This window comes from Halorubrum pallidum, from assembly GCF_055380345.1.
Map to the genome: position 1 here is coordinate 74,392 of NZ_AP043944.1, position 17,024 is coordinate 91,415.

The following is a 17,024-nucleotide window of genomic DNA, read 5'->3' on the forward strand; positions in this document are numbered from 1 at the left end:
TGGTGAAGACCTTGAATTCGAGAGAATCGGATTCACATTGTAATTGAGACTTGGCATAACTGACTGACGGCAAATGATGGGCTACGTGATGTTGCTTCTAGTGACCCACCCGTTCTTGTCCAAATTGGTCGATACAAGGTCTGAAAAGTGGATGACGGGATTTTAATATCCGTCACACTCCTGTCTTCTGAATAATGGTGTGATTCCAGATAATTGACTGTCTGCGTTAGAACTCGTTTCCCTTACCCTCGGTTTCACTTAGTCGATCGTACATCTCATCCGGGAAGGGGAGACTCCCCCAGATCGAGTATGGACACTCATCCTGTCCGATGCAGTACCGCTGCATATCGTCGTTGTCGCAGTTCATCGGAAGCGGGGTGTCGCCTCCAATCGTGTTCGAGAACTCGTAGCGAATCTGGTAGTCGGTGACCTGTTCATCGTACCACGGCCACCGCGAGAAGACGTCCTTGAGATCTGTGACAATGGTCTCGAGGTCGCTGTCCTGATACTGTGGCAGCCACATCACCATCCGGGCGAAGTTGTACAGGTCCTTTCGGACTGGTTTCTTCTCGTGGAGGCGTTCGGCCATGTTCGCCATGCAGGGGAGTTCAAACAGATCCTCGATTGATTCGACGGTGAGGGGCTGGACGCCACGCGTAGATTCCTGAATCCGATAGCGGTTCGTATTTTCGTGCTGTCGGATAGTGAGGCTCCGGTGGTCGCGCTGGGAGGCGAGAAGATTCCCGAGACTCCGTGGACTGGAGATGCGATTACACACGTCTCGCTTCCAGGTTGCTTCCGGATCGTACGCCTCCACAGCTTCAAACAGCTCCTTCGCTGAGTAGAAATTCCCCAGCGTGGTGACTTCGTCTGGAGCGTCTCGAATCGCGTCCCGAAGCACACGGATAGTCCGTTCACCAGGGTTCCAGTCTCGCCAGATCCGTTCGTGGTGTCCCGTCTCGATGAATCGGTCGATGCGGTCTGTGATGGCCGACTCATTCGTCGTTAGCCACGTGAGCTGGTCTTCGGAGAGGTTCTCCTCCTGGACTCGCAGGAGCTTCTTGAACGCGCGTCTGGCGTACTCGCGATATTTCGTATCGAAATCACCGACCGGCACGTAGAGACGGTTGTCCTTAACGTGAGTGAGCAGTTCTCCGGCCTCTCCTGTCTCGGTGTCGGCGTGGACGAGGCAATCTCTCGATGCTGCAGCCATTGGGATTTCGAGATACAATCCCTCACCGAACTCGGGCATCTCCTTGATCCCTGTACAAACGCGGCCGGGGTGCGGGCCGTCCTCTCCGGGACCTTTCGCGTACAGTACCTCTGCGATATCCTGTTGAAGACTCCCATCACCGAATTCTTGAAGTAGGGAAGCGAGATTGTTGACGTACAGCTCGCGAGTATCGTAGAGAACCTGTACCTTCCGCGGCGGAGCGTGCTCGAACTTCGGGTGTGCCTTGACGCAGATCGCGCTCAACGTCGCGAGGACGGCGAGTGTTCCGGGTTCGTCGACAAAGGGGTCCTCTGCAGCATTGGCCCTGACATCTTCTTTGAACGCCGCCGTCCCGAACCGCTCGAGGTCGTTCAACAGGTCTTCTGGTTGGTCTTCACCGTCGACGATGTAGCGATTGTAGCCCCGCGTGAACAGCTGGTTAATGCGTGTCGTGCCGTATTCAAGCGGGAGCGTCGCAACGCGATAGGCGGTACGCTCGTCCTCAACTGGAGTCGACTGACTCATGACTGGATGACCTCCGGTGTTGCAGACCGAACGTCGAAGTTCGGGCTCTCTATCGGCGTGACGATACTGCAGACGTCAGCGTGCAACGAGTAGGGGAGTCGGGCAACTCGACGACGGTCGGCGGTAACCACTGGATCGATGGGAATCTCGTAGGTGTCTTGCAGAAGGTCGTTCAGCACTTCTCGACTCTTGGCGTCATATCGATGGGCAGGGTCGGTATCGAGGAGATAAACGTGAACGCCCTGGCCGCTGTACACCACCATCGTCTCCTCGGCGCTGAAGTCGTCCTCGAAGATCTCTCGCACCTCGAAGCCGTACTCGATGGCCTGTTCGATATCCTCGAAGGAATACGGGTAGCCTGCCGGGTCCGCTTCGAGAACTCCCACAGCATCGAGTAGTTGCTCGCTGTCTCCCGAAACATCCTCGTCCGGTACTGCTTGCGCTGCTCGCTCCCGAGCTATCGTTTTCGCGTCGATATCAACGAGAAGCACCCACGGCCGTTCCCAGTGATCGAGGGCGTAATACACTGCATCGGGACGTGGATCTGGTTTCTCGAGCAGATCGGGATCTGCGAGCGCGAAGTCGCTCCGTCCGAGCGGGTCATTCCGTGCTGGGTGGCGGATGAACTCGAGGACGTCGTCGAAGTCGTGGAATGCTGCTGAGCTCCGATCACCAGCGGCGTTCGTCTGCCAGGTATCCCGTCTGATGAAGTCCTTGTCTGGGACTCCGTCTTTCCGTACCGGGTGGGGTTCTCGAAACGCGAGCGCGTACTGCTTTGGTCCCTTCGCGGTGATGAACGACGGGAATTCGTCGATGTACGAGGGGAACTCCTCCGTGTAGTACCTGTAAATCTCCTCGCGCGTAGCTTGGCGCCAACTCATGGATTGAACTCCTCATCGAGCTTGTTGAAGCTCCGAATCGTCGTCATCCCTTCTGCGTCAAACGATTCGATGGCTTCTCGAATATCCGAGAACCGACGGGCTGCACGCCCACTCACACTATTTTCTATCCGGTCGGCCTCTGCGAGTCGATCCAACACCTCAACGGCTGTCTCACGTCTGTTGAACGCCCAGACAGCGTTTGCGTCCACCGCACTCTGTTTGTCGTAATCGTCGACAGGTGCGTGTTTGTTGTTGCTCGGGAATTCCGCTTCACCGACCCACACGAGTTCTCCGTCAGCGTCGAAGGCGGCGACGTCGAATACGGTCTCCTCATCGTACTCGTAATAGGATTCAACCTGCTCGACATCGTCGCGCGCTTCCAACCATAGTTCGAGCAGCTTCACACCGACCTTGTGCGGCGTTTTCTCGCCGATATCTCCCTGACCAGGGCCGACCTTGAGCTTCTGGCCAAGCAGTTCACGCCCTGCCGGGAGGACGGTGTAGTACTTCCGACTGCAGGCTCGTCCTTCTTCCAGCAGATCCTGGTCGATGAGCCGCTGCACGTCCAGGTCATCAAAGTCGTCCTTGAACCCACTCATTGAATCCATGAGTCCATGATTCGGTGCGTCCCTGTTCATCACGTCGAGGACGCGAGTCAAGAACCGGATGTCGTCGTGAGTGAGTCCGCGCCGTCGGAGTTCGTCATCGGAGACGGTCACGCCACCTGCCTGTACTGGCGAAGGTCCGTTTTCGTCGACGGCGTTCGTCTCCTCTTCTGTGGCCGACTCTTCTGACTCTACGGATCCCATATTCCCAAACAGGGAATCAATGGTGTCCGCGTCTTTCTCCTTCTCTTCGTCGGCTACTGAACCACTGGTTGCCTGTCCGATGAACGACGACTCCGTCGAGTCTCCAGAGCTAGTCGATTCTGCAGATGCGGACTGTCCAGCGTTCGGTCTACTCCCCCATCCCTCATCGTCGGCTGTCTCCGATTCGCTTAGGGCCCCAGCAAGTCCGTACTGGGTCTGTGTACGCTCCGACAGCCGTGGAAGAGCTACGGACTCGAAGTGGTCCTCCTGCTCGACAGAGAGCGCCTCGTCGCTTTCTGGATGGCCCGCTGCTATCGGGAGCGGCTTCACCGAGAACGGAGCAGGCCCTGTCTTCCCAAACGAGGGGCTCGGGAGTTGAGCAATCCACTCTCCACTGGGGAGCGTATTGACCCGATTTCGAAGGTCAGTCGGACTCAGGTCTTCGTGGGCCAACGACTCGGCGAGGTCGCGCTCGATAGAGATGTTCCCAATGAGCTTCGTCTTGATGTTGTTGAGGAGCTCGTCGTAGGCGCGCTCGTTTCGATTTCGAACTTGGCCGGGGAACTGCATCACCAGTCCCATGCTCAGGCCGAATGACCGTCCCTGTGGAAGCAGTTGCTCGGAGACGAGTTTTGTCGAGGCCACGGGGGCGGCCTCCTCGATGATGAGATTGGTGAGGTTCTCGTAGTCTGTCTTTCCATCACGTCGGCGTACCTGGACGGCGTCCCAGAGATTACTCAACAGGAGGAGTGTGATTGCCCGTTGTGCCTCCGGACGGAGATCTCCCAAGTCGAACAGGATCGTGGCATCTTCGTCGAGGAACTCGCGGAAGTCGAATCGGTTATCGACGTATTTGCCGTTCTCGTCTTGTTCTGGAACGTGACTGAAGATACGTCGCAGGTGCGCGTCTTCTCTGAGTTTGTCCAGACGGTTTCCGACGGCGTCCATAGACACCTGGAACCGGTGGTCGTCCTTCGCGAAGTGCCGCGTGAGTGATTCCTCGACGTTCCTGTTGTCCGCCGAAACCGGTGGGACAGTTCGCTCTCGTTGCATCCGGAGAGCTGCCGCGAAAAGGTCGTCCAGACCGAAGACGTCGCTCCCGTACTCCTCGTCGAAAAGTGCCTTGATGAGGTAGCTGAGGATCTCGTTCGCGACAAACGCCTGGCCGTACTGCTCGCGGCCCATAATCATCCGCAGGATGTCGTGGAAGTGGTCGACCTTGTCCTGAATCGCGTCTTCGCGGTTCCGCCCGGCTTCGAGCGCAGGCCGGATATCGAAGAAGGAGAACGCTGGGACAGTCTCTGGGACGCGGAACTGGTAGACGTCGTCCAATCCGTTGAAACGTTCGTAGTGGCAGCGAAGGTAGTTCGCACACATCCCATCGCCTTTCGGATCGACGATCACGACGGGTCCGCCGGTCGTCTCGCGGAGCGAGAGCGCGTCGTTGATGATCGCTTTCGATTTTCCGCCGCCAGTCGATGCGAACCGGCCGTAGTGCGTCGTCAGCAAATCCGGCGGAACCCGGATCGGGTCCGGTCGCGGCTCACCGTTCTCGTCGAGCGCGTAGCCGATAGCCATGCCCTCTTGGAACTGCTGAACCAAGTCTGGATTGGGCCACGGGAGCGGGTTCCGGCTCTGCTGCTCAGCTCGAGTTCCTCGCGTCCCCTCAACGGTGAGTTGCTCGGAGGATGGCACGAGCACGAAGTTTGCGAGTTCCGTCCCACTGAGGACGAAATCCGGTCGGGTCTTCCCTCGGCCGGTCGTAATCTCTCGATCTAGCAACTGTCGGAGGGCTGTCTGGGTGTTCTTCTCCTTCGTCTTTTCACGAAAACCGTCTGCCCGGAGTCGTTTTCCTTCGACTTCGTAATAGGGCCCGTCCACTGGGTCGAACACAGGGCGAAGTGAGTCCATTTGGGCCGCGAGTTCGTCGCGAGCCTCATCCCCTGTCGGAACGCCGACTGCTCGGATGTTAGCAGTGAACGACCGCTTGGGGTTCTTCGCGTCGATGTACTCAATGCGTTTTTCGACTGACTCACTGAGCTGCTTCTCGTCGTGGTCGCTCCGCTGGTCTTCGACCTCGAGGAAGGATCCAACGACTTCTTGGAAGAAGGTGTCCCGCCCGTCGACGAGATCCTCTTTTCGGACCTCAGCGTCGGACTGCCAGCTCGCCCGTCGCTGGAACACAACCTGAAACGCCACAGGTGAAGCCGCCTCCATCAAGTGGTCGACGAGTGATGCGAGCGTCGCGCCGGGCTGGTCGACAGCCACTAAGGCGTCGTCGCCATCGCCAGAGGCGAAGGCCGTCAATGACGTCATCCAGTCGTTCTTCCGGGTGGTCGAACCGGACCAGCGCACACCAACTGGCGAGATTGCGTCGATGGTTGGCTGAGCGAGTATCGTTCCCTCGTCTGTCTCGGTTGGTTTTTCGAGCGTCGTCAGTGGCTGCTCGTCCGGTATTTCGCTCGGTGGTGCCAGCTCAAGGGCGGTATCACCAACCTCAACGAAGTGACCAGCAGATGGCTCGACTGCTGCGCCGCCATCTGCAAAGGGGGATGCTTCGGCCGCTAGTGTCTGGTCTTGGCTACGGTCTTCATCGACAAGCTCGTGCTGTTCGTCAGGACCAAACTCGTACTGTAGTTGCCCCGCCTCGTAGTGTTCGAGGAACTCTGCTCGTGTGAATTCGACTGGCTGGATGAGCCGAGAGGCGACGTCGACGTCGACGCGTTCGATATCGAATGTCTCAGGATAGATCGAACGGAGCCGTTTTTCGAGTGTGTCGAGATGCTCGTCGGCGCCGTAAAAGAACTCGACAGGGTCGTCTGTTCCCTCACTCAGTGCGAGAAACTCGAATCGGAGCGGTGTGTCACTGTTGAGTGGGTTCAGCTTCTGTGCGAGTCCCGTTGACTCCGTGGTCGTCAGTTTATGTAGGCTTTCGAGGACTCGAGGAATCCCCTCAGGATCCAGGCCTTCGGATGTGGGCGTGACTCGGAGATACTCACGCATCGTCCTCCCCCTCCATCGATCCGCCGTCAGGTTTGGCAGAGACGGTTTCGGACTCTTTCGACTGTCCGTTCGTCACCTGCTCTTCCAGCTCCTCACGGAACTCCTGAACGTCTGTATCGACTGCCTCCTCGCCAGCGCCGGGGAGTGAAGACCGCCGTTGCTCGGTCGGGTCGAAGTCAATGACTTGCTTCTCCTTGGGCATTGCCTCGACCTTGATGCCGCGCCACTCGCCGTCGACGCCGACGAGCGCCTCAGAGAACCCAGCGTCCTCGTTGCCGGGGACCGCGTCCTGCACGTAGCGCATCTGGGCGTAGTTCAACCCGAATTCGTCGGCCCACTGGTCATCCATTCCATCCAGGCGGTGGAACTGCTTGACGGCACACTGATCAAGGATGGCTTCGGACTCGGCGTGCTCGAAGAACTCGTCGACGGTCTGGGTAACGAGACGAATCGAGAGATCGTGGTGACGGTGATGTCGGAATACCGTCTCGAGGAACGCTAGACTCGCAGCGTCCTGCATGATGTACCGCGCCTCGTCGATGACGAACACGACCTCCTTGTCCGTCTCTTTCGCCCGCTCGTAGACGAGCGAGATGAGCAACTGCATCGTCAGTGCCGTGCTGCTGTCGACGCTGCCCTCCTGTTGTGCGAGATCGAGGTAGATGACTTTCTCGTCGCGAATGTCGAACTCTGAGGACTTCCCGAGATTAGCGTGGCGACCCTCCTCCTCGAAGGGACGAAGCTGGTCCAGAAGCCACGTCGCGTCCTCGCGAATCTTCCCGGCCTCCTCGTCGGAACGAACGACGAACTCCTCGGGGTCGTCGACCATGTCTTCGAAGACGTCCATCATATCCCGGATAGTCGGGCTGGGGTTGCTGTGCGTCGAGATATCGTCGGTGATGTCGTTGCGCTTGTAGGCACGCTTGAGACCGAGTTCGAGCGTCGTCCGACGATCCCCGAGCGAGATGCCCCGCAGTGCGAAGAAGTTCGTCAGGAAGCTCATCGCGTCGTCGAGCTTCTCGTTGAACGGGCTCGCATCCTCACCCATCGCCCGCTGGACGTGGTCGGGTGTCTGACGGATCTCCAAAGGATTCAGACCGAGCGTCCCACCGACGGTGATGCGTTTCGCACCGAGCGCTTCGGCGACCCCCGCCCAGTTGTTGAGCGGTTCGAGGATGATGCCGATTCGGTCCTTACTCTGCTCGATAGAGCGGATGAAGTTCTGCTTCGAACTGAACGACTTCCCAGACCCAGTATCGCCGACGGTGAACATCGCATACCCGTTGTCACGGGCGAACGGGTCGATGACGACCGGGCTCTGGTTGTCCTTGTGAATCCCGAACTCGACGCCGCCCTCCTCGAGAATCGTCGCGTTGTGCGGCGAGGACAGCAACGCGCCGACGGCACCCCCAAGGGCGATCGACTCGCGACCGAATTCGTTGTCGCCAATGGGTGCGGCGGACTGGAGGGCAAGGTCTTGCCGACAAATAGCGGTCTTCGGCGTGAGGTTCGCTGGGTCGTCGCGGAGGGCGCTCTTGACCTTCTGGACTGAGTCCCTGAGGTCCTCCTTGTCGTCGGCGCGAACCGTGACGAACATCCCCTGGTCGAAGACGTTCGCTCCGCTCTCGACGGCCTTGTAGGTCGCAGCGGCCTCGTTTGCTCGCTCTTGGAGGTACGCACTGCGGACACTCTGTTCAAGATCGGCGTCGACCTGGAGGTCGTCAGCGATGTCCTGTAGTTCGTTCCGCGCTCGCTGCTGGTTCTTCGGGGTGATGTGCGCTGTGAGGTCGAACTCGACGTCGGTCAACTCGAAGAGATCGCTCAGATACCCGTCGTTCGGGTAATCGGCGTAGTCCGCGATGTACAGCGTCGTCGTCCACTGCTCGCCGACGCGTGCGGATCGTGTCTCCCACTCGATGGCTGCTGGCGCAGTCACCGTTTTGTGGGACTCAGAGATGTCGTCGAGGAGCTGGCCTTCCGCGTGACCCTCTTCGAGCGTCTCCTCGTCGAGGACGTCCGAGAAATCGACTTCGGGTTCGTCGTCGGCGGTGTGCCAGTCCCAGAGGAGTTTCCCGACGACGCCGAGGACTACAACCAACAGAAGGTAAATCGCCGCACCCTCGGGTGACGTTGGGTTCCGTAGCCACTCTGTGAGTTGGGTGAAGGTCCCGCCACCCGCCTGCAGGACAACGTTACGCATTGGTCTCATCCTCCCGGCGCGAGTGGCCGATGATCGGTTGCTCGCGAACAACACGCTCTGCCTCGTCGTAGTCGTGCTCGCGACCGTTCCAGAAGTCCATATTCAGAACGAACAGTTCGACCGTACTGAGCCGGCGAGCAGACCACCCGGACGCCTGCTGGATGAACTCGGCGCGAACGTCGTTGACGCGGCTGTCCAGCTTCTCGAACATCTGGGCGCGGCGCTCGACATCTGTGAGGTCCTCACGACGAGTCACGAATGGGTTGAACAGGAACCCAATGACGGGGAACTGCGTCAGTTTCTCGGCGGGTGTCCCTTCGTCTCGGTATCTATCGTAGACTTCGAGCGGCGTGACCTCGACGCCGATGTAGTAGCGCACCTGTTGGATGCCCCGGTCACGCATCTCTTTGGGACGCGTCTCGCGGTACTCCTCGAGGAGTTCCCGGAAGATCGGGTTCTGTTTGACGTCCTCGTCGTTGAGCCGCTCCTCGATTGTCTCGGTGATTTGCTCTACCGGAAATGATCGGGTTGTGGCGTGGAGTTTGAGCTTCGAATCAAGTTCCTTGTTGGCGAACTCTTCGCCCGCCTCCTGGAGCTGAGCCCAGTCGTCGGACATCGCGAAGTCCATGTTCCCCGGGTCAATCTCGATGAACGCTTCCATCGTGCCGTCCGCTCGTTGAATCGCTCCAGCACCAGGCCATGCTCGTTTGACGTTCGTGAGGTCCTGCGTTCGCTCGTCCGGTTTGAACGGCGTGTAGTTCGCGAGACCGCCTTCATTCCGCTCTGTCTCGTTCGTGGTACTGTCGGGCTCCTCTGGGGCACTGAACGTAACTCGCGGTCGCTTGGCGTATCGATAGACGTCCTTCGTCCACGTCCACGCGTTCAGGTGGTCAGGAGAGACGTAGATGACGGCAACGCCAAACCCGAATCCTCCTGCTACGAACGGGAGGGCGAGTGACTCGATACCAGTGAGGCCAGCGATGAACAGGCCCATGATCGGGAAGGCGATGAGCACACCGACGTCCCCCTCCTCGATGTTGAGGTAGGGGATGCGACTCTCTTCGCCGAACTGGTCCATGATGCGCCGTGCGGCTGCGTCTTGATCCATCGACATTGTTAGTGGATTCCTCGATCAAACTCCATTCCACGATCAGTGCTCGATGCCTCTGTCGTTGCTCCGCTTGGATCGTTCTCAGTCCGGCGATATGAAGGAGGATCGCTGTCCCCGCCGCTGTGGCCTCCTCGAGCAGCTGCTTTCTGTGCGACAGCGTGACCAGCAGCCGCTTTTGGCCCCCATCGTGCTGCCGTCGTCGCGACGCCAGCACCGCCGACATACGCACCGGCTGCGACACCGCCGACGAGGGCAGCTCCCTTCGTCGCACCACCTACGACCTTGGCAGTCAACGGAGTCGCGTACTTGAACGTCTTCCAGGTTATGTAGAGCGCAACCAGTGGTAGAGAAGCAGCAACTAGGAACTTGAGAAAGGCAGTCTCAGGAGTGAGCGTCCCGCCACCGTATATCAGGTCATAGCCTTTGAATACTATCGATGCTGGTAGTGGTAGGACGGCAAGGGGGACAAACCGCTTGCAGAACCCCATGGCGATATCAGAGACAATTGGTATATTTCCATACCCAAGGGCGATCGCAATCGGCATTCCGTAGAGATAGACATAGAGGAGAATCTCACGGATGTAAAACAGGGCCTCTAGTGCCCACATTGAGATGCCTCCGATCAGCGCAAACAACAGCGATAACCCAGGATTGGTCAGCGTCACGCTGAGGAATCCCAACATAGCGTTACGAAGCGAAGCCATACCGGGCATCAGAGCAATCGAGAATCCATCAACAATGTAGAGCGTGAGGACACCGACCCAATACCAGACAATAATCAGAAACGCACCAACCCACGCAGTTTTCTTTGTTTTCCTCGCTTCGTATGCACTACCGATATTGAATATTCGGATGGTATGACGCCCTTGTACGCTCATCACGAGCAGCAGCAACGCGATGAGCATTATTTCGCCACCGACGAGTGCATCCTGAATCGTTGACCAGGGTGCGTTCGTCGGTTCCCCGAAGACGAATGCTCCATCCGTCTGAGGAGTGGGGGTCCCAAACATCTCCTCGGTGAGCTTGTTGTATCCCGTCGTCAGGCCATCCATGAAGAGGCCGATAATCCAGTCAACGACGTCTTTGAACCCCTCTAAGACAACGTCGATTAGATCAACCATGATCAAGCCTCACTGATTGTGATTTCGCAGTTTTGCATTTCGTCAGAGTCAGTGTACTCTACATTGTACGATTTTGTGACTTCTTGGCCAATGACTCGAGTTTCTAACCCGACCGTGAACTTCCCACTGTTTCCATCAGTCGAACAGCCCATACCCTCGTCACCAATTTCCGAACCGAATGGGAATGAATCACTGAAGAGATCTACTGTCTCACCTGCTGGAATCACAACGCTGTCTTTTTCATAGATTCCACTTCCGCGGGGATCTTCGACAGGGTTAGGGACATCTCCAGTAAACCGGAGCTCAACGACCGCATCTGGTCCGTTCCCGGAGTTCTGAATAGTAACAAATGCCTCTCCATTCTTCTTCGAGTCAGTTTTGCTTTCACCGTAGACCTCATCCCATGGCTTGTCAGGATTGTTTCGGTAGAGTCCAACGTCTCGAATCTGGATTGCCGGTTCGATACTCCTCGTAATTTCTACGACTGTCTCCTCACCTTTCAGAGCGACCACGCGGTACTCTCCGGGCTCGTACGTGGTTCCGATCTCGTACGATACCTGTTGGGCCCCTGCGGCCACGTCACGCTTTCCGAACAGCTCTCCATTAGGTTGGATGAGGTTGACCTGGTCGACGTCGGCTTCGGGCGAGAGCTCGACGACGAGTGTCGTCCCGTCGACAGCGACTCGCTTGAGTGGCCCCTTGCTCTCTGAATCGGTTGTCCCGTCACCGGGAGTTCCGGAGCTATCACCGTTGTTCAGACAGCCAGCCACGCTCACAAGCGCGGCGCCTGCGACTGTTCGGAGGGCGTTTCGCCTACTGATGTGTGGGTAATTCTGTGTCATGGGCTATGGATCTTGTTGGAAGATGTCTTCTGGGCCGAGCATCCGGAGGAGACGGCGTCCCGCGTAGAACATTACGAAGAAGGGAATGAACTGCCAGCCGACCTCGAAGATGAACGCGAACCAGCCGTCGATGGTTCCGAGTGGATGCCACCGGGCGGTCGCCGTATCACTCACGTAGGCCGGATTGTGTCCGAGCCACGACCCTGGATGATACCGAGCGGTGTAGATACCGGGTTCAGTGATCGTCACGATGGCTACGCCAGAGGCGTTGGTCTCGACCTCCCGATTGGCGATGGTGATGTAGCCATCACGTGAGATGCCACCGATAGGATACCGGCGGGCGCTATCGTTGAGGACGATCGGTGCGCCAGTCTGGTTGTCACGTAGCTCAATCCGAAGCGTCGCCTGTGATTCGTTTTGCTGGAGAACCTCGACGGTGAGATTGCTACGACGAAGTTGCCGTTCAGAACCGGCATCGGGCTCGACGATAGACGCGTTCACACCGCGAACGATGCCTGCGACGTGGAGTGCTTCTCTGTCGACGTTCTCGGCGCGGACGGCGACACCGTACGTCGTCTCGTAGGACTGATTTACGATCTCGACGTTGACGTTCTCGCCGATAGTCTCCAGCGGGGAGGGGCGTTCCGTTCCCCAGGTGTCGATGATTTTGGGGCCGTCCCGGACGGGCTCAGCTCGTGGTCCGATTCGGGACGGATACGCGTGGACGTACACGGGGATCGCATCGGACTCGACTTCGGCGCTGTCGGTTCGGTTCGACCTGACGAGCGTATCCCAGTTGGTGTTGCGGGCCGTGTAAAACCGCCAGACACCGCGTACGCTCGCGTTCCCCTCGTCGGTGAGTGTGTACCCTTGCCACGGACGAGACTGGAAGATAGCCACGCCAGCATCGCCGTTGGGGTACTCGGCGTAGTAGGGGTACGCAGAGAGGTCGTATATCTCGACATCGACCGAGTCCGAAACGTTTCGCGTCTCCTCACGATAGACGACGTCGACGTTGGTTCCGCCGCCCACGTCGGTCCGTATCGTCTTCTTCAGCCGAACGTGGATCTCTGCTTCGAGAGTGAGGGTTGCACTCCAGTCGTCGGTGATCTGGTAGTTGATGGCCGGCGTGTGCGACCCATCAGTCCTCGCGATGGTCTCCCCGTCTTTCTGCAGCCGAACTTCCTCGATCTCGTGTTCCGTAAGCGACCACTCGATGGTCCTGTTCCCGGAGGAACTCCCATTTGGAACACGGACCCGGTAATCGACGAACCCACGCATCGTCCCATTCGGTGCGATGTAGAGTGGGGTATCACCGGACTCGAGGTGACCACGAGTCGACGGCTGAACCGCAAACACTGTCGCATGGGCGTCTTCGATGAAGACACCGTCTTCGAGGGATGCGTGAGGCGGATGAACTGACGTATCTGACCCACCGGCTTCGAGGTCGCCGAAATCGTTTCGAGTCCACGTTGCGGCGGTTGAAGGCGGCCGCTTGAACGTGATGTCTGTCCCATTCGCGAGCTGATGGACGGACGTGCGGTCCTCTCCGTAGCGCTGGCGGTACTCTTCTTGACTGATATAGTTATCCGCATCGCGAGACCAGAGCGTCGCTGACTCGTTCTCAGAAAGGCCGTTCCCCTCAGTACCCGGGCGTGGTGGATCGGCTGCGACGACACCCGTGACTAGGCTCGTCACGAACAGGGCGGCCATGAGCACGGAGAGCTCTCGTTGTTCCATGGGCTCGCGACGGGGATGGTAGAGTGACTTACCAGGGGACGAGGTCAACACACTGTGCCAGCGGCAGCCCCATCATCGACCCCGCAACGGTGTACAGCGGGCCGAGAACAACGAGGACGACGGCGGACTTCATCGCCGAGCGCTTGTGGCGCTTGAGGCCCTTCTTTTGCTCAGGGTTCAGGGTGAACATCTCGATGAGGGAGTCGGCCTGCCAGACCACGGCAAGGCCGACGATGCCGAGTCCAGTGGTCAGCTGGAAGAAGCCCTCAATCATACTCGGTAGGTTGTCCGCGCTGCAAACAGCGCTGGTCTGTGCTGCGACGGGCTGGACAGCGAACAGACTCAACAGCGCAACTGTAAGGACGGCTTGTCTGGAGACTTTGCTCACTGCCGTGGACTGACTGTCAGTGCGATTCTCAGGCGTCTCGGAGGGTGTACTGTCCTGTGACATTGCGGGTTATTCCTCTGCGTCTTCGACGAGTGTCTTCAGATCGGCGTACCGATTGGTCTCGTCGACGATTTCTTCTTTCGTGTGGCCCAGCTCGCGAGCCCGTTCGAGGAGGTCACGGAGGTCGTCGGGGTCGACGTCGCGGACTTCCATTTCCTCGCGGAGGGTGCGGCGATAGAGGGCGGAAGCGTTGATGTGGTCGTTCCACATCAGGTACAGGTCATCGATGTCTTCGATGGTAACTGACCGAGTTATCATACGTGCGAGTATGGGTATGCACCAACGGAGTCGTGGTACACATTATGGGAAAATTTGGTGAGGAATAAATATTTTCTGTATATGGAGAATGTTGCTAATCTATGAATGTCTCGGGGGTATTTGGCCCGAAGATAACATCGAACCATCTTAACCAACAGCACAGGTGAGATATTGGGTTTCGTTGGTTAATTCTTCGTGAGCGAACTTGTCATTCTAACTCTTTGATCTCACCATCTCTATCGACGACGAGTTCGCGGAGCTTCGCAAGTCGGTCTTGTCCCACTTGAAAAATCTCCTCTCCATCCGAGATCGAAATCTCACCGGTTTCCAGCTGCTCGATCAGCGTCTTGATTCGCTCGACGTCGTCCGCGATCTCTGTGTCGACCTCGCGAAATCCGGAGCTACAGGTCGCGGAGATGGACCGTCTTCCTGTCGTTCGATTCGGCACGCTCGGCGGCGTCATCGAGGAGATCGGCGACCTCCTCGTTGAGGGAGTTGTAGAAATCGGCCGAGACGTTGTGGTCCGACAGTGCATCCTTCACAGCTGCTTTGACGATCAGGTCTGACATTTTATGGTGAACTTTGCTTGTCCGCTATATATAGGTTCGAAGTTTTTCATGCAGGATTCCGGCCCTTGTACTGCCGGAACGCCTTTAGACATCAGAGAGATGGTATTCAACCCTCAAGCAAGGAAACAAACGGATACACGATCTAACCGAATTCTAGCGAGACACCATTGATAATTGACACTCCAAGTAACACAGATGAAGAAAATTATAAATTTAGCCATGTCTAATTCTTTTCCAATGTTGAGCGCGATCATGGAGGACTATCTCAAAGCGATCTATTCTCTTCAGAACGAAACAGACGGCCGGGTACGAACTTCGGTGCTCGCTGAGTATATCGACGTAGAGCAATCGACGGTTACCAGTATGATGAAAAAATTATCAGAGCGTGATTTCGTGCAGTACGAGCCCTACAAGGGAGTTGAGCTCACTGATACTGGGGTTCCTATTGCTCTCGAAATCATTCGCCATCACCGACTGTTAGAACGATATCTGACGGACCACCTCGAGTATGATTGGGCAGAGGTACACGACGAAGCAGATCGCCTCGAACACCACATCAGCAGTAAGTTTGCCGACCGGATTGCAGAGCAGCTAGGACAACCAGCGGTTGACCCGCATGGCGACCCAATTCCCACCGCGGATCTGGATGTATCGGGAGCAAAGGATGGTGAACGTCTTGCTGATCATCAAGTGGGTGACAGCGTTCAGATCGTACGGGTTCCGGACACCGATCCAGATCTCCTCCGGTACCTGTCCAAACATGGGATTCATCCCGGAACTGTCGTAGATGTTGTCGAGATTGCGCCATTCGGAATGGTCACACTTGACCCTGATAACGGAGATGGTCCGGTTGCGCTACCCGAAGAAGTCGCACGTTCCATATCCACCCAATCTCTCACACAGAGTTCTCACTGAGAAGCTCGGAAGTCTGCTAGTCCATTTTTAGTTTAGATCTACTCAAAGTTTAGATGGGTCTAATTTATATATTGGGATCATCCACTATCACATATGGGTATCCGAATAGTCAACCCGTCGAGGAGATCATGCCCTCGATAGATTACGAGAGTGCGGCAGATGTCACCAAACGACTCGAACAGCGTTTGGTTGAATCACTCACCGGTGAAACGAGCGTCAGTCGTCGCACGGTACTCGGCAGTCTTGGTGTCGCGGGAAGTGCCGCCGTTGGACTCGGGAGTTCACGTGCAAGTGCGTCACCCGGCCACGAGGGCGATGATACACACGGTAACTTCGGTGCGGTGGGCGAATACCGAGATTTGGACTTCGATCCGCACGAGTTCCTCACCGCGTTCAATACCGGAGACAGCGGGCAGGATAACGTTCCGCAGCAGGTCTACGAGGAGGATGGTCGAACCGTACGGGAGTTCGAATTCACCGCGGTCGACACAACGATCACCATCGCGCCGGGCGTCGAGTTCCAAGCGTGGGCATTCAACGGTCAGGTGCCGGGCCCCACGATCCGTGCTGTTGAGGGCGACCTAATTCGCGTCAAATTCACGAACCTCGGACGGCACGCTCACACGATCCATCCGCATCTGAAGAACCTTAACCCGCGAATGGATGGGATCCCCCAGAACGGGCCGGGTGTGCTCGATACGGGAGAATCATTCACCTACGAGTGGATTGCCCAACCAGCCGGTACGCACTTCTATCACTGCCACTCGCTCCCGCTGAAAGAACACATCCACCGCGGACTCTACGGCACGATCATCGTCGATCCGGACCCCGAACGCGTCAGGGAGAATCCACGCGATTACGTCAATTATCCCGGCCCGATTACCGACGACATGCGGACGCGGTTCGTCGAAGAGGCGAAGAGCCGGAACCACGAGTACGCCGAAAACGACGCCGTCAACGAGATGGTCATGGTGATGAACTCGTTCGACACCAACTTCGACGGCGGGAACGAGGTCTACGCGGCGAACACACGGGCGTTCGCATACGGGGTCGGTAGTACCGACGGCACCGGCAACTGGACAGCCGGCGAGACGAAGCGTCCCATCCAGATCGACAAGAACGAACGGCAACGCGTGTACCTCTCCAATGCGACTGAGTTCGACCTCATCAACTCGTTCCACACGCACTCGCAGTTCTTCGATTACTATGATCACGGGACGACGCTGACACCGACGCGCAAGACCGTGGACACGATCATGCAGACGCAGGCGCAGCGCGGTATCATCGAGCTCGACTACTCGGACCACGAACCCGGGCTGTACATGTTCCACGCCCACCAGTCCGAGTTCGCCGAACTCGGCTGGATGAGCTTTTTCGAGGTGGTCTAAC

The 17,024-nt window shown here is 57.5% G+C and carries 14 protein-coding genes; 2 read left to right on the forward strand and 12 right to left on the reverse strand.

Annotation, left to right across the window (positions count from 1 at the left end; translation table 11 throughout):
• Nucleotides 1-226: 226 nt before the first annotated feature.
• From ACZ45C_RS00395 to ACZ45C_RS00450, 12 genes are all read right to left on the reverse strand, one after another.
• Complete coding sequence (locus ACZ45C_RS00395; protein WP_379765175.1) at nt 227-1,738, reverse strand: primase-associated protein; 1,512 nt, start codon at nt 1,736-1,738, stop codon at nt 227-229.
• A complete protein-coding gene (locus tag ACZ45C_RS00400; protein ID WP_379765172.1) occupies nt 1,735-2,619 on the reverse strand; it encodes a bifunctional DNA primase/polymerase in 885 nt (294 codons plus the stop codon). Before ACZ45C_RS00400 ends, ACZ45C_RS00395 begins: the two co-directional genes overlap by 4 nt.
• Nucleotides 2,616-6,431 (reverse strand): ATP-binding protein, encoded by a 3,816-nt coding sequence (locus ACZ45C_RS00405; RefSeq protein ID WP_379765169.1) that lies wholly within the window; start codon nt 6,429-6,431, stop codon nt 2,616-2,618. Before ACZ45C_RS00405 ends, ACZ45C_RS00400 begins: the two co-directional genes overlap by 4 nt.
• Nucleotides 6,424-8,640, reverse strand: a complete 2,217-nt coding sequence (locus ACZ45C_RS00410) for a VirB4 family type IV secretion system protein (RefSeq protein ID WP_379765166.1) — start codon at nt 8,638-8,640, stop codon at nt 6,424-6,426. The genes ACZ45C_RS00405 and ACZ45C_RS00410 overlap by 8 nt, the downstream gene beginning before the upstream one ends.
• A complete protein-coding gene (locus ACZ45C_RS00415) occupies nt 8,624-9,745 on the reverse strand; it encodes a hypothetical protein (protein ID WP_144800179.1) in 1,122 nt (373 codons plus the stop codon). The genes ACZ45C_RS00410 and ACZ45C_RS00415 overlap by 17 nt, the downstream gene beginning before the upstream one ends.
• A 2-nt stretch (nt 9,746-9,747) precedes the next feature.
• Complete coding sequence (locus ACZ45C_RS00420) at nt 9,748-10,863, reverse strand: hypothetical protein (RefSeq protein WP_058365372.1); 1,116 nt, start codon at nt 10,861-10,863, stop codon at nt 9,748-9,750.
• Between the two features lie 2 nt (nt 10,864-10,865).
• Entirely contained in the window at nt 10,866-11,705 is an 840-nt protein-coding gene (locus tag ACZ45C_RS00425) for a hypothetical protein (RefSeq protein ID WP_144800180.1), read from the reverse strand.
• 3 nt (nt 11,706-11,708) lie between these two features.
• The gene (locus tag ACZ45C_RS00430; RefSeq protein ID WP_058365974.1) at nt 11,709-13,445 is read right to left on the reverse strand and encodes a hypothetical protein; all 1,737 of its coding nucleotides are present in this window, start codon (nt 13,443-13,445) and stop codon (nt 11,709-11,711) included.
• A gap of 28 nt (nt 13,446-13,473) precedes the next feature.
• Nucleotides 13,474-13,896 carry a hypothetical protein gene (locus ACZ45C_RS00435; RefSeq protein ID WP_058365973.1) on the reverse strand — a complete coding sequence of 141 codons (423 nt, stop codon included), beginning with the start codon at nt 13,894-13,896 and terminating at the stop codon, nt 13,474-13,476.
• 6 nt (nt 13,897-13,902) lie between these two features.
• Nucleotides 13,903-14,151 (reverse strand): hypothetical protein, encoded by a 249-nt coding sequence (locus ACZ45C_RS00440; protein ID WP_058365972.1) that lies wholly within the window; start codon nt 14,149-14,151, stop codon nt 13,903-13,905.
• A gap of 208 nt (nt 14,152-14,359) precedes the next feature.
• Nucleotides 14,360-14,599, reverse strand: a complete 240-nt coding sequence (locus ACZ45C_RS00445; protein WP_460560696.1) for a hypothetical protein — start codon at nt 14,597-14,599, stop codon at nt 14,360-14,362.
• Nucleotides 14,553-14,720, reverse strand: a complete 168-nt coding sequence (locus ACZ45C_RS00450) for a hypothetical protein (protein WP_058365971.1) — start codon at nt 14,718-14,720, stop codon at nt 14,553-14,555. The genes ACZ45C_RS00445 and ACZ45C_RS00450 overlap by 47 nt, the downstream gene beginning before the upstream one ends.
• Before the next feature lie 252 nt (nt 14,721-14,972).
• Between ACZ45C_RS00450 and ACZ45C_RS00455 the strand changes: the two genes are divergently transcribed.
• Together ACZ45C_RS00455 and ACZ45C_RS00460 are read left to right on the forward strand one after the other, a co-directional pair.
• The gene (locus tag ACZ45C_RS00455) at nt 14,973-15,635 is read left to right on the forward strand and encodes a metal-dependent transcriptional regulator (protein ID WP_424013256.1); all 663 of its coding nucleotides are present in this window, start codon (nt 14,973-14,975) and stop codon (nt 15,633-15,635) included.
• 128 nt (nt 15,636-15,763) lie between these two features.
• On the forward strand, nt 15,764-17,023 hold the full coding sequence (locus ACZ45C_RS00460; RefSeq protein WP_058365976.1) for a multicopper oxidase domain-containing protein: 1,260 nt from the start codon (nt 15,764-15,766) through the stop codon (nt 17,021-17,023).
• The last annotated feature ends 1 nt before the right edge of the window (nt 17,024 follow it).

Bases quoted from the DNA above. Each gene is read 5' to 3' on its own strand.
- ACZ45C_RS00395 (WP_379765175.1), bottom strand. From the start codon at position 1,738: ATGAGTCAGTCGACTCCAGTTGAGGACGAGCGTACCGCCTATCGCGTT.
- ACZ45C_RS00400 (WP_379765172.1), bottom strand. From the start codon at position 2,619: ATGAGTTGGCGCCAAGCTACGCGCGAGGAGATTTACAGGTACTACACG.
- ACZ45C_RS00405 (WP_379765169.1), bottom strand. From the start codon at position 6,431: ATGCGTGAGTATCTCCGAGTCACGCCCACATCCGAAGGCCTGGATCCT.
- ACZ45C_RS00410 (WP_379765166.1), bottom strand. From the start codon at position 8,640: ATGAGACCAATGCGTAACGTTGTCCTGCAGGCGGGTGGCGGGACCTTC.
- ACZ45C_RS00415 (WP_144800179.1), bottom strand. From the start codon at position 9,745: ATGTCGATGGATCAAGACGCAGCCGCACGGCGCATCATGGACCAGTTC.
- ACZ45C_RS00420 (WP_058365372.1), bottom strand. From the start codon at position 10,863: ATGGTTGATCTAATCGACGTTGTCTTAGAGGGGTTCAAAGACGTCGTT.
- ACZ45C_RS00425 (WP_144800180.1), bottom strand. From the start codon at position 11,705: ATGACACAGAATTACCCACACATCAGTAGGCGAAACGCCCTCCGAACA.
- ACZ45C_RS00430 (WP_058365974.1), bottom strand. From the start codon at position 13,445: ATGGAACAACGAGAGCTCTCCGTGCTCATGGCCGCCCTGTTCGTGACG.
- ACZ45C_RS00435 (WP_058365973.1), bottom strand. From the start codon at position 13,896: ATGTCACAGGACAGTACACCCTCCGAGACGCCTGAGAATCGCACTGAC.
- ACZ45C_RS00440 (WP_058365972.1), bottom strand. From the start codon at position 14,151: ATGATAACTCGGTCAGTTACCATCGAAGACATCGATGACCTGTACCTG.
- ACZ45C_RS00450 (WP_058365971.1), bottom strand. From the start codon at position 14,720: ATGTCAGACCTGATCGTCAAAGCAGCTGTGAAGGATGCACTGTCGGAC.
- ACZ45C_RS00455 (WP_424013256.1), top strand. From the start codon at position 14,973: ATGGAGGACTATCTCAAAGCGATCTATTCTCTTCAGAACGAAACAGAC.
- ACZ45C_RS00460 (WP_058365976.1), top strand. From the start codon at position 15,764: ATGCCCTCGATAGATTACGAGAGTGCGGCAGATGTCACCAAACGACTC.